This window comes from Bariatricus sp. SGI.154 (genome assembly GCF_050313795.1).
In the GTDB taxonomy this organism is placed as follows: Bacteria; Bacillota; Clostridia; order Lachnospirales; family Lachnospiraceae; genus CAMBRQ01.
In genome coordinates this window covers 59,843-72,245 of sequence record NZ_JBNPMC010000006.1, presented here as the reverse complement: position 1 = coordinate 72,245, position 12,403 = coordinate 59,843, and the positions used below count along the sequence as shown (strand labels likewise).

Below are 12,403 nucleotides of genomic sequence, written 5' to 3'. Positions count from 1 at the left end.
AATTTTGCAATTTTGATTTATCTTTTTAAGAATATCGTAAAAATAACACAATGATCACCATTTGCAATTGAAAATGGAAGGTGATGTAAATCAAGGATTGTTTTTACCAGATATAATCCCAATCCACTTCCGCCGGTCATCTTATTCCGGGACTTCTCCACCCGATAAAATGGAGTAAACAACTCGGAAATATCTTCTTCCGGCAAAGTGACTCCCGAATTCTGTACAGTCAGTTTTTCTGCCGTCAGACAAATCTTAATCTCACTCTTCTTGGGGGAATGGCAGACTGCATTACTTACAATGTTATGAAGCGCCTTTTGAAACAGGAGTCGATTGCCGGATACTACAGCCTTCTGTATGTCATCATGAATCTCCATCTTTTTGTCCTGTGCCAGAGGCATAAGCTGCGCAATTACTGCCCGTAGACATTCATCTACCCGGATCTGCTCTAAATGCTCTGTAAGTCCATTCATTTCAAGTCGTGAAATAGACAAAATCTCTTTTACAAGCTGCTCCATATTTTCAACTTCCTGCAACGTCTCCGGCAGAACGCTCTTTACATCTTTATATTTGCCAATTTCCAATATCATACTCTCAATCTGCCCCTTGAGGATCGTAATCGGCGTTTTCAATTCGTGAGATGCGGCTGCAAAGAAGTCACGCCGCTGTTTTTCAATCACGTTTACAGCTGCAATCTCTGCTTTGAGCTGTTCATTTGCCTGCTCTAATTGATTCATTGCCTGGGTCAGTTTTAAAGACATCATATTAAGGCTATTTGCCAATGTCCCCAATTCATCAGAGCGATTTACATCACAATGCCACGTCATATCCATCTGTGCCATTCGCTTTGATATGCTGCTGATGTCCAGTATTGGCCGGACAATCACCCTGCTGCATACCCATGCACTGACGGTAGAAATCAGCAGTATAATAATTAAAATGAACGGCAGCATATGAAGGAATGTAGAATTAAGTTCATCTGTGGTTGAAGCAGCAGAAACAATGGTAAGGGAACTTGGTGTTTCACAGTCTGTAAACTGTAGCACAATGGATACGGTAAAACTGTTTTCGCTTTCTGAAATGCTGCTGGTATCGCCAAAACTAACCGTATTTTCTCCCGTTACCAAAAGGGCCGCCGAATGATTGTTCATGCAGAACTCATAGATCTTATCATTCGCACTTTGAAAATCTATATGTTCCAGTTCCGCTTCCAGTTCCTCTGCCGCCATATCAATTCTACTATTGGAAAAAGCGGTATATTGACGCGGAATCACGACCATCACAATTCCATAAATAAGCAGACTACATATGGTAAGTACTGACATTACCCAGAGAAAAACCTTTGCAGAAAGGCTGTTTTTAATTTTTTGCAAGACGATATCCCACCCCTCTGATCGTTTCAATGCAGTCGGCGCCTAATTTGCGGCGCAGGTTCATAATATGTATGTTGACCGTCTTCTCATCTCCGGCAAAATCATATCCCCACACTTGATTCAGCAGATTGTCCCTGGTGAATACCCGTTCCTGATTCTCTAAGAACAATTTCAAAAGTTCAAATTCAATTTTTGTCAGAGAAACCTCATCCTGCCCACGATACACGCGCATAGTCTCTACTTCAAACCGGAGTTCTCCATATGTAATAACAGTCTGCTTTTTTGTCTGCCCCTTCGTATCTGCCGTTTTACTTCTTCTTAGCACTGCTTCCACCCTGAGCAGGACAAGTTTCAGCGAAAATGGCTTTGTGATATAATCATCAACTTGTAATTCGAATGCTTTAACCTGTGCTTCCTCATCATCCAACGCTGTCAGCATAATAACCGGCGTATCTGAACTTTCCCGTACAGTCTTGCATACACTGTATCCATCTAAACGCGGCATCATAATATCATTTAGATTTGATTTAGATTCCAGAGATTTTTTATGTTTTGCTACCTGTTTTTAATTGTAATCAAAATACCATCTATTAGCAAGAAGGACAGCAAAATTGCTGTCCTCCTTTACTCTGCCCGGTTTTCCTGTGAATGTTCTGCTTGATTCTTCGTTTGATGCTCTGCCTGATGTTCTGCTTCCTGCATTTCTCTTTTCTTCTGCTCCGCCCGTTTTTTGGCCTCGTATAGCACCCCAGGGAGAAGGTCCGTCTTAATCTCGCCCATGTACATACTCCTTTCACTAAGAATATCTATCATTCATTATATCCCCAGAAAAAGTATGCCTGATTTTGAGAAAAATATACCTTCCATCACACGATTTTCCACTTTTACACTATAATCTGTAATCCCTTTCCCAGTATTCGGATTCCCGCCAGAATACGCCACATCCGCCACAAAGCCTACCAAAAGTGCCACACATATCACAAGTGCCGCTTTCTTCGACAGCCTTTGCAGCAAATTATCCACCATCGGTGCCACCAGATAGACAATCGCCATGCCGCCAATACTGAACACCAGAATTCCCTCTGCACAGATACGTCCCTGCAGATTCAGGAAATATCCACTGTAGTCCCACCATTTCTGTCCATGATGCAGCCATTCCAGTGTTGCTGCCGTCAGATATTCTACACTTCCACACAACACCGCAATCATCCAACACTCCATCATCGGCTTCTTACGGAAATAATTCAAAAATGTCAGGATTAAGATACCTCCTGTCCCATAGATTGGAAGCCAAGGACCATGCAGTACGCCACGATTCACGAACTCTCCTGCCATAATCAGATTCAGGCAGACTTCCCAAAGCCATCCAATCATAGAAAACAGGAAAAACACATCATATCCTGCGATAAGCGGATTGCCTGTTTTGCCGAAATGTCCGGATTCTCTGCCACAATATATGGCACAAGAAAGTATGCGTAATATTTAATCACTCCTCCAATAATCGTAAACAGCCACAATAATTGAAAGAATCTGACTACCAGCATCGTCCATGATACTTTCATCCATTTCTTCACGCGAAGCAGATACACCAGACGCTGCACCGGTACTTTCTCATAGATGCGGCTCTCCAGAAACATCCGCCTGGAAATGACTGTATAAATATTGATAAAGAGATAATTAACAGCACAAAATAATAAAACACTTAGGATAATAAATACAATCCATGTCATCCGTACAGAACCTAAGATTGATTGCACAGCAGTAATCACCGTTGCAAGCAATGCCCCCGATGATATCTCGTTTACCAGATGTGCCAGAACTCCCCGGCTTCTCCCCAGGATCACTGCTCCGGAGCGCTCTTCCGTATTCCGGATTGCCTGCTTCTGGAGTTCTTCTGCCGTCTTTTTACTTTCATCTGATCTGCCATCCAAAGCTTCGACAATAACACTCCCCATCGTCGGCTGACCAGTAACTACTGCATTGGCAGTCTCCACCGCAACAGGTTCCCCAGACGGTATTTTCAGGAAATCTAAAGATCCGGTAAATTCTGTACCGATGGCTGCTGCCACCAAACATAATGCCACAAGGAGAAAATAATGTCTTTTCACTACATGCCTTGCCCGTCTCTTAATCTCTTTGCGATTGATTCTCAATTTTGTTCCTCCAATTCTTTTCTTTGGTGTATGGGTAAAAGCATATCAGATTTGGAGGACGTATTCAATGAAAAACTATAATAAATCCTTTTCCCATTTTTCTTCCAGAACAGGCACTCCCCATTCATCATTTTCATGGCTTTCTGTCAATTCAAATCCAGCCTTCCTGTATAGATTCCGTGCAGTTTCCTGAGCACTTACTGTCCATAAAAATATGTGTGAGTATTTTTTTTCTTTACAAAACGAAAGGGCTTCTTCAAGAAGTCTGCGTCCAATACCGATTCCCCGCAGTTCCGGCTCAACAAAGAAATACCGAAATTGTGCTACGCTTTCTTCCGCATGCGTGATAGCAACACATCCGGCCGGATTCCCATTATATTCTACAATCAACATACAATCTTTCTGAGGGTTAAACTTTTTCAGAAGTTCAAGTACGCCTTGTCTGAGATACGTTTTCCAGACCTCGGATGTGAAGTGCCGCTCTGTTTCATACGGGGACAGTTGCCGGTCAATCACATAAGATACATCTGCCTTTTTATATGGGCGGATTACAATATTTGCAGTAGCCTTTGTCAGATACCGCTTTACTACTTCCATTGATTTCAAGAGATTCAACTGCTCTTCTTCATTTAATTTCATAAGAATATCTTCAACTTGCTGGTTGGAACGCTCGTTTAGTTCGTGGAATAGTTTATCCCCTTTTTCTGTCAATTGAATCTTGATTACACGACTGTCTTCTTCACTTTCCTTTCTACAGATCAGATTATTTTTTTCGAATTTGTGGATAATCCGGCTCATGTATCCGCGGTCCATTTTTAATATGTTACACAATTGCGCAGCCGTACAATATTCCGTTTTGCTGATTTCAAAAAGCACCCTTGCTTCAGAAAGAGAATATCCCGAACCGAATAAATCTTTTTCCAACAACCCTAGAATATTGGTGTAAAACCGGTTAAATCCCCGTATTTCTGTAATTTTATCAATATTTCTTTCATGTTCCATCTCTTTCTTCCTCCTAAATAATAATAGTTGACTACATCAACATTTATACATCATCTTGTTGATATAGTCAACTATTTTTCCAAACTTTATAAATATAAAATCCTTTTCATAAAAGTTGATATACTATCGGATAGAATCACTTATGCTATTCCCAGTTTTATTCTCCATCTTCATTTTTCACAAATGGCTTCAACATCACCCTAATAAGTACAGAATTTGCAAACGACAAAACCGATACCCCTATCAGGCTCCAGATCACCGCCCCCACCATAATCGTAGTCTGATTTAACAAGGTAAGTATCACACACATTACTGTCAAAAAAAGAACCAACAGCATAAATGGAAGCCTCGACACCGGAATCAATATTGCATTTTTTATCATGTTCATTGTTGTATTCTTAAACTGTGCAATGAGAGGGAAAACAAAAATAATTTCTATCACATAAATTAGAATTGCTCCACCCATCAGCACGGTCCCTATCTTTTCAACACTTTTTGGAGCCGTACGTACAATCATGAAATCAACCCCCAATACCACTCCTATAACCGCAAGAATCATCCAGATAACAGTACTCTGCTTAAAATTCTTTCTAAACGCATCAAAAAAACTTCGAATAATATAGCCTTCTTCATTCACCACAATTTTCAGCATCACTGAATATAGTGCCGTTGTAGATGCACCAATAGTGATAATTGGCAGGGAACAAATCAGCCATAAAATATTCAATAAGATAAAATCAAATATCCGGGATAACGTCCGAATAAAAATATTGTCCAATAACATAGTCCACACCTCTGTATCATTATAACAACAGGAGACAGAGCCCGCAATATTGCAGTTCTGCCCCCTGCCCGTTATACATCAGCCATTTTATTCTAGTATTCCACTTTCCACATATAGCGACGTGTTGTATAATCTACGCCCGTTGCCTCAGACAGTGCTTTCATATATACATTATTCAGAACCGGTGTAAAAAGAAGATGATTAAAATATTCCGCCACAGAATCTTTCATATTGTCCAATCCCAGTTCTTTTGCATCCAATATGTATACTTTATCCCCAGCATATTTATTCATAAATGTAATTGCCCTTTCGTCTGCTTTCCTGGTTCTCCCATCTGCAACCAACACGAAGAATGCCTGGTTCTTATCTGTGATTTCAAATGGTCCATGGAAGAAATCACAACTGTTGAATGTCGGTGAATGAATCTGAAGCATCTCTAAGATGTTACAGGTTGAGAAGATATGTCCTGAACCATATGCGGGACCACTTGCCAAAACGGTAATGCATTCCTCATCCTTCATCTGCTCCGCCCACTTTTCTGCCAATGGCGTACAATATTTTCTCGCTTTTACGTAAGCCGGCTGTACCTTTGCAAATGCATCCATTGCATCCTCATAATTCTCATATCCTTCTACAACATCTACAATTGCCATTGCTATTCGAAGTGCATTACCTGCATTGGTCCTGCCTTGATCCTTATCATCTTCCCATATGCTTCCATACTGTATATTATGCTCGCAAACTTCTGTAAGTTCAGATTCATCTACATACTGGCTAATGGTAACCGCACCAAGTTCTTTTGCAATCTTAGCTGCCTCTATCGTCTCCTTCGTTCCTCTCATAGAAGTAAGCACTACAATTGAGTTCTTACCTACTTGTTTCGGCGGTGCATATACGAATTCACTGCTCGTAATCATCTGAGAACGAACAATAGTAGACTCCCGATCCATAAAATACTGTGCCGCATAATGTCCGTCATGTGATCCTCCGGCTGCAACCCATACCACATTCTTGATGCCGCCGTTACCTTCCATGTCCTTAATGATTTTTTCAATAAGCTCTCTGATTTCCATGATAACACACTCCTTTAAATGTTTATATATTCCTTTAATTTTTGATAAGATGTCCCCATCGCTGTATGGGGATCTCTTACATATTTATCATTTAATATTTCCAGGCTTAATGCCCCTTTATATCCAATATCATCCAATACCTTCAGCATTCCCGGAATGTCCAGATTCCCCTCTTCCAGAATCAGATGTCCGTTCGGTACTCCATCTGCGACATGTACATGCCTTAGATTTCCCTCCAGATCATCAACTGCCTGTCTCATCGTTTCCCCTGAAAACCCCAGTGTTGCCGTATCAATCATTCCCTTTACCGCTCCCGAACCTATCTCACGAATCATTCGGACTACATCCTTAGAATTATGTGTAGTTGTGTATTCTCTCGGTGAAGTCTCCAGCACCAAGGTAACCGCATTCTGCTCTGCCAAACGGCTAAGTTCTGCCACAGATTCTACGGATCGCTTCCAGATTTCTGACTCCTCTTCATCCAATGTCCCATAACCGGCAAGTAATACTACATACTGTCCGCCAAGTTCTGCCGCACACCGGATTGCTTTCCGAAAGGTCTCCAGACTCTTTTCTCTCCGAATTCCATCACTAGACGCGATATTTACCGGATACATACATTGTTCCGGGGTGACACACCTAACCTGCAATTTCCTATCATCCAATTTTTTCTTCAGCATAACCAGATCTGATGACAGATTCTTGTCATTAAAGTAAAAATGTGGAAAACATGCATAGAACTCAATCTCTCTCGCTCCAATTCTTTCCAGAGAATCCAGCGCATACTCCAACGAATACCGATAATACGGATAATTGGAGGTCAATATCTGTTCCTCAGTCAAATGCTTCATCTTTGTCTATCCTTTCACACCGCCTGCAGTCAAACCACGAATGAACTGTTTCTGCAAAATCAGGAACACAACTATTAGCGGAACAGATGCAATAACCATACCTGCCATCAGCATCGTCCAATTTGTAGTAGTTGTTCCCTGCAGGTTTACCAACCCGACCGGAATCGTCTTTTTCGCCGTTGATTCCAAAAGCACGTTAGCAAACATCAACTCATTCCAGACAGCACGGAAACTAACGATTGCACAGGATGCTATAATCGGCTTACTAAGCGGCATGATAATCTTCCAAAACACCTGCCTGGTCTTCGCTCCGTCAATAAATGCTGACTCATCCAGACTGACACTGATATCCTTATAAAAAGTCATAATCAGAAATGTCGCAAACGGTATTCTAAACGCTCCCGTAATAATCATCATTCCGATATATGAATCATAAAGTCCAATCACCTTTGCCATCTTGAACAAAGAAATAACCGCCGATTGCGGTGCCAGCATCAGCCCTCCAAGAATGATAACGACCCATATCTTTTTCGTTGAAAACCGAATCCTTGAAATCGGATAAGCAGCAAAACATGCAAGCAATGTAGAAAATACAGTAGAACCTACCGTTATAATTACACTGTTCTTAAAAAAAGTTCCAATTCCTGCTTTCCATGCATCCAGGTAGTTGTGGAACTGCCATACCTCCGGCAATTTCCACGGTTCAAGAAATAACTCTTTATTCGTCTTAAATCCTGTAAGTATCATCCAGATTAATGGAAGGAAGATAATCACTGCAAACAGAATCAAGAGCGCCACGATAATAACGTGCCCTATTTTTTTCGCCATATCCTCTCCTCCTTTAATCATCACCCAGGTCATAACCCTTCATCTGGAACAGACCCAGAACGAATGTAACTACAAATACAAAAAACGCTATTGCGGATGCGTATCCCATCTGATCGTTCTTGAATCCGACCTGATATAAATAAGTTGCAAGTGTCTGTGTTGCACGTCCCGGTCCCCCATTTGTCATAACATATACCTCATCGTATACACGAACCGCACCAGTGATAACAATAATCATATTAATCATAATCGTATCTTTCATCATAGGAACTGTAATCCTAAAAAATCTCTGAATCGCTCCGGCTCCGTCAATTTCAGCGGCTTCATAGATATCTTCCGAAATACTCTGCATTGCCACAATAAATAATACTACCGTATATCCAATATACTGCCATTGAGATGCTGCAGCCACACCAAAGATTGCACTGCCTGCATTCCCCAAAATATCAATACCAGACGTGTCGATTCCTATCTTCTCCAAGATCGGGTTAATCAGACCAATCGACGGACTGTATAACATCTTGAATGTAATACCAGTAACCGTAACCATCAACAGCGACGGTATAAAGTAGATTGTGCGAAACACCGATTGCCACCTTCTTAAGAATTTACTTTCTAATACTGCAGCAATTACCAATGAAATCCCGATCTGGCATACCACCGACATAACTGCAAATACCAGATTATTCTTGATTGCAATCCGAATCGTCTCATCCTCTAACAGTTCTTTATAATACTTTGCTCCTACAAATGTTACTTCTGTAGACATTGCTCCCCACTTATATAAACTATTCATAAAGTTCAATATAATCGGGAGATACAAGAATACGATGATAACCAGCATCGCCGGTGCAAGATAGATAAATGCCGTCTTTCTATTGCCCTTTCTATTCATAACCTCACTCCTTCTATGAGTGCTTTAGAAGCGTACCCGCCTGCACGGCATGGCACGCTTCTGATTATAAGCCTATAAACTCATCTATATATGCCACATCCTACTCATTCTCGGCCTTAACCTCTGCCGCTACTTTCTGAACATCTGCCATAACATCTTCTGCGGATTTACCATCCAATCCTTCCTGAAGGCTTGTCATATACTGATCTGCAATTGTTGCCTCTACCGCACAGTCAAGCCAGTCAGCAATATTCGTGTAACCTTCTGCCTGTTTATAAGCATCAGCAAGCGTTGCTGTTGAATTCTCCTCTGTAATTCCACCAACCAGTGCATTCGGCAGCCCCGCTTCACTTGTCTGCTTGTCAGCCATTTCCTTACTTGTCATAAATTTCAAGAATTTAACTGCCTCTTCCGGATGCTTGCAAGCGGAAGAAATCATCCATGCTTCTCCGCCGCCTCCAACAGTTCCCGAATCACCTGCTGCACCCTCCATAGTAGGGATTTTAAAGAATCCCCAGTTTCCGGTGCCCATACCGTCATCATACTGGGTAAACTGTGGAGTTGCGTCCAACATCATAGCTGCCTGCCCTGCACAAAATTCCTCACGAACCTGATAGTAATCCTTAGAATTCACATGATCCCCAAAGTATCCTTTGTCATTCAGATCAAGGAACGCCTGAACTGCCTTTACATAATTTTCATCTGTGAATGCTCCGCTTGACGGATCATAATCTGTATCCATAACATCTGCTGGCACCATCATTGCATTCAGCATTCCAATCCACCATGATGCATACCAAGGCGAGGAATTACCAAACGCGATTGGCGTTACCTCCGTATCATTCTTAATCGTCTCGCAGAGTGCCAAAAATTCATCCCATGTCTCAGGAATCTCATAGTTGTTTGTCTCGAACACTTCCTTATTGTACATCATGTACATAATTCCACTTCTATATGGAATCGCATATGTACTCCCATCAATTGTAGAGTTGTTCAAAAATGCCGGCAGGAAACTATCTGTCCACTCTGAATCTTCTTCCAGGTATGGTGTTAAATCAAGCGCCTTACCTCCACGTGCAAACCTCTTAACTCTTTCACCTGTCCATGACATATAGATGTCCGGCATGTCTCCGCCTGATGCGATAACTGTTAATTTATCTTTAATCGCCTCATCTGAAACATTCTCCATCTCGATATCAATATCCGGATTCTGCTCCTCAAACTCTGCAACTGCATCTTCAAAATACTGAGCATATGGTTCTTCCGGATACTTATTAAGGAATGAAAGCGTCACCTTACCATCTGCACTTTCATCCTTTTCATTATCAGAAGATCCGCCTGCTCCAGACGTTGCACATCCGCCCAATAGACCAACTACCATTGTTGAAACCAACAATACTGACACAATTTTCTTTTTCATAATCTGACCTTCCTTTCTTTACTTGCTTTGAATTTTCTTATCAACCCTGTATCAAAGATTGATGTAATCGGACAGCCGGCTTAGATCGACGTCATAACCTACACCCAATGAGCCATCCTTTACTACCACTGTCGCAGCAAATTCTGCCGCTTTCTTCAGTGAAGCATTTATCTTATCATCAGCTTTAGACTCGTCAGTCTCTGCTGATAAATAATTCATTAAAAAAGAACTGATATAGGAATCTCCTGCTCCCATAGTATCCTTTGGCTTTACCTTACAGATATCCTGGTAATAATACTTTGCTCCATCATATGCAATTGTCGCCTCATGTCCTCTGGTCGCTACTGCAACTGCACATCCCAGTTCTACACATTTCTTAAGAACTCCCTTCGCTTCCCCTTCAGATATATGGCTGCTGGAAAAGAACCCATACTTGGTATATGGTGAAATACTGTTAATGTCCTCATCTGTAAAATTGTCATAAAAATCATAACAAATAGGAATTCCAGCAGCAGATAGTTTCTTAATCTTATCTAAATTCACTCTCGCTCCCCAACTGATACATGCCACATCAAATGTCTTGATATACTCAATCTCTTCATCTGAAAATGTAAATGGGTACAGATCTGTAACTCCCTTCTTGTTCCAATCCAGGAAAATTCGGTCTCCGTCTTGCAGATCTACCAGTGCATAACCACTTGAACCAGACTCATGATGAGAATGACTGGTATCAATTCCTGCTTCTTCCAATGTCTGTTCCAGAATCCTCCCCACCTGATCATCTGCAAAAATTCCCATGAATCCTGTATCGGCTCCCTGAAGTCTTGCATTATACGCTATATTGTACTCATTTCCCCCTGGATACATACGCCCCTGATGGCAGTAGATATCCATAGTAGCAATTCCAATTCCAATAATTCTTGGTGTTTTCATTTTAATAATCTCACCTCATCTTGTATTAACTCGTCTTATAACGATTATATCCACAGAGTGCATTATTGTCAATATATTTTGATTTCAAAAAATATTTTTAGTTATTTTTTTACAATTTTTCATTTACTTTTTTGTGCAAAAAAGAGACGCCTCCATAGAAAGCATCTCTTTTTGCAGTCGTATTAACCCGTATCTATTTTTCTTTTTCACTTTGTTCTATTACATTCTTTATACATACCATTTCATAAATCTATCATTATCTCCTCTTACAATGTCCTTTACTGTATGAATTGGATCTCCATTCATATCATAAACACACATCTCTGATTCAATCACCGGTGTTCCCACCGAAAGTTGCAGCCGATCAGCAACCTCCTCCGTAGCAAAGATAATCTTCACACTTCTTCTCCCCTTATTAGAAGGAATCATGTGATATTTATTAATCAGTATATCATACAGAGACTTCGTCAGATCTTCCTGTTCCAACCCTTGCAGACTCGCCGACAAATGATTCTCCTCTATGACCAGCGGCACTCCATTCGCACAGCGAATCCGCTTTACACACATAACCGGCTCCCCTTCCTGTAGACCAAAGAATTCTTTATCCATCTCGGAAACCTCATTCTTAAGTCCCACCTCCAACACACTTGACTGGAAATCAATTCCCTGCATCTTGGCATCCTCCGTAAAACTGGTAACGCCGATTGGAAGCCTTAACATATCTGACTGGGCAACAAAACTCCCCTTCCCCTGAACTTTGATAATATACCCCTCCACTTCCAATTCTGCCATAGCATTACGGACTGTTACACGACTCATTCCATACTCCTTCTGTAACTGAGTCTCTGAAGGAATCCTGTCCCCAGGCTTCAGAATTCCCGAACGAATTTCTTTTTTAATCTTATTCTTCAGTTGCAAATACAATGGTGTCGAGTTCGTTTTCTCAATTGCACACATAACCACTCCTCCAAACTCGTATTATAACTCGTATTATTATAGTTTCATAATAAACCATTTCTCATAGAATTGCAACTTTTATATTTTGTAACTACTGACTTTGCTTTTCACTTGTATTAAGATGCCTTATAGTA

At 41.0% G+C, this 12,403-nt stretch carries 14 protein-coding genes; all 14 read right to left on the bottom strand.

Translation table 11 applies throughout. The annotated features are described in order from the left end of the window. Positions 1-17 precede the first annotated feature (17 nt). On the bottom strand, positions 18-1,373 hold the full coding sequence (locus ACQRBN_RS04950; RefSeq protein WP_427737872.1) for an ATP-binding protein: 1,356 nt from the start codon (positions 1,371-1,373) through the stop codon (positions 18-20). Then, positions 1,360-1,881 (bottom strand): response regulator transcription factor, encoded by a 522-nt coding sequence (locus ACQRBN_RS04945; RefSeq protein ID WP_427737871.1) that lies wholly within the window; start codon positions 1,879-1,881, stop codon positions 1,360-1,362. Before ACQRBN_RS04945 ends, ACQRBN_RS04950 begins: the two co-directional genes overlap by 14 nt. 116 nt (positions 1,882-1,997) lie before the next feature. Next, positions 1,998-2,153, bottom strand: a complete 156-nt coding sequence (locus tag ACQRBN_RS04940; RefSeq protein WP_427737870.1) for a hypothetical protein — start codon at positions 2,151-2,153, stop codon at positions 1,998-2,000. Between the two features lie 36 nt (positions 2,154-2,189). Beyond that, on the bottom strand, positions 2,190-2,765 hold the full coding sequence (locus ACQRBN_RS04935) for a putative ABC transporter permease (RefSeq protein ID WP_427737869.1): 576 nt from the start codon (positions 2,763-2,765) through the stop codon (positions 2,190-2,192). Further along, the gene (locus tag ACQRBN_RS04930; RefSeq protein WP_427737868.1) at positions 2,744-3,526 is read right to left on the bottom strand and encodes a hypothetical protein; all 783 of its coding nucleotides are present in this window, start codon (positions 3,524-3,526) and stop codon (positions 2,744-2,746) included. Before ACQRBN_RS04930 ends, ACQRBN_RS04935 begins: the two co-directional genes overlap by 22 nt. A 75-nt stretch (positions 3,527-3,601) precedes the next feature. Next, positions 3,602-4,528 carry a bifunctional helix-turn-helix transcriptional regulator/GNAT family N-acetyltransferase gene (locus ACQRBN_RS04925; RefSeq protein WP_427737867.1) on the bottom strand — a complete coding sequence of 309 codons (927 nt, stop codon included), beginning with the start codon at positions 4,526-4,528 and terminating at the stop codon, positions 3,602-3,604. Between the two features lie 157 nt (positions 4,529-4,685). Further along, on the bottom strand, positions 4,686-5,312 hold the full coding sequence (locus ACQRBN_RS04920) for a YesL family protein (RefSeq protein ID WP_427737866.1): 627 nt from the start codon (positions 5,310-5,312) through the stop codon (positions 4,686-4,688). 92 nt (positions 5,313-5,404) lie between these two features. Then, positions 5,405-6,385, bottom strand: a complete 981-nt coding sequence (locus tag ACQRBN_RS04915; RefSeq protein ID WP_427737865.1) for a sugar isomerase — start codon at positions 6,383-6,385, stop codon at positions 5,405-5,407. A gap of 14 nt (positions 6,386-6,399) precedes the next feature. Further along, on the bottom strand, positions 6,400-7,236 hold the full coding sequence (locus tag ACQRBN_RS04910; protein WP_427737864.1) for a sugar phosphate isomerase/epimerase family protein: 837 nt from the start codon (positions 7,234-7,236) through the stop codon (positions 6,400-6,402). Positions 7,237-7,242: 6 nt separating this feature from the next. Next, positions 7,243-8,064, bottom strand: coding sequence for a carbohydrate ABC transporter permease (locus ACQRBN_RS04905; protein ID WP_427737863.1), 822 nt, complete (start codon positions 8,062-8,064; stop codon positions 7,243-7,245). A 13-nt stretch (positions 8,065-8,077) separates the two neighbouring features. After that, entirely contained in the window at positions 8,078-8,959 is an 882-nt protein-coding gene (locus ACQRBN_RS04900) for a carbohydrate ABC transporter permease (RefSeq protein WP_427737862.1), read from the bottom strand. Between the two features lie 100 nt (positions 8,960-9,059). Beyond that, on the bottom strand, positions 9,060-10,379 hold the full coding sequence (locus ACQRBN_RS04895; RefSeq protein WP_427737861.1) for an ABC transporter substrate-binding protein: 1,320 nt from the start codon (positions 10,377-10,379) through the stop codon (positions 9,060-9,062). Between the two features lie 51 nt (positions 10,380-10,430). Beyond that, positions 10,431-11,312 (bottom strand): PfkB family carbohydrate kinase, encoded by an 882-nt coding sequence (locus tag ACQRBN_RS04890; RefSeq protein ID WP_427737860.1) that lies wholly within the window; start codon positions 11,310-11,312, stop codon positions 10,431-10,433. Between the two features lie 228 nt (positions 11,313-11,540). Then, positions 11,541-12,269, bottom strand: a complete 729-nt coding sequence (locus ACQRBN_RS04885) for a GntR family transcriptional regulator (RefSeq protein ID WP_427737859.1) — start codon at positions 12,267-12,269, stop codon at positions 11,541-11,543. Between the last annotated feature and the right edge of the window lie 134 nt (positions 12,270-12,403).

Bases quoted from the DNA above. Each gene is read 5' to 3' on its own strand.
- ACQRBN_RS04890 (WP_427737860.1), bottom strand. From the start codon at position 11,312: ATGAAAACACCAAGAATTATTGGAATTGGAATTGCTACTATGGATATC.
- ACQRBN_RS04905 (WP_427737863.1), bottom strand. From the start codon at position 8,064: ATGGCGAAAAAAATAGGGCACGTTATTATCGTGGCGCTCTTGATTCTG.
- ACQRBN_RS04895 (WP_427737861.1), bottom strand. From the start codon at position 10,379: ATGAAAAAGAAAATTGTGTCAGTATTGTTGGTTTCAACAATGGTAGTT.
- ACQRBN_RS04940 (WP_427737870.1), bottom strand. From the start codon at position 2,153: ATGGGCGAGATTAAGACGGACCTTCTCCCTGGGGTGCTATACGAGGCC.
- ACQRBN_RS04900 (WP_427737862.1), bottom strand. From the start codon at position 8,959: ATGAATAGAAAGGGCAATAGAAAGACGGCATTTATCTATCTTGCACCG.
- ACQRBN_RS04910 (WP_427737864.1), bottom strand. From the start codon at position 7,236: ATGAAGCATTTGACTGAGGAACAGATATTGACCTCCAATTATCCGTAT.
- ACQRBN_RS04920 (WP_427737866.1), bottom strand. From the start codon at position 5,312: ATGTTATTGGACAATATTTTTATTCGGACGTTATCCCGGATATTTGAT.
- ACQRBN_RS04915 (WP_427737865.1), bottom strand. From the start codon at position 6,385: ATGGAAATCAGAGAGCTTATTGAAAAAATCATTAAGGACATGGAAGGT.
- ACQRBN_RS04925 (WP_427737867.1), bottom strand. From the start codon at position 4,528: ATGGAACATGAAAGAAATATTGATAAAATTACAGAAATACGGGGATTT.
- ACQRBN_RS04945 (WP_427737871.1), bottom strand. From the start codon at position 1,881: ATGATGCCGCGTTTAGATGGATACAGTGTATGCAAGACTGTACGGGAA.
- ACQRBN_RS04885 (WP_427737859.1), bottom strand. From the start codon at position 12,269: ATGTGTGCAATTGAGAAAACGAACTCGACACCATTGTATTTGCAACTG.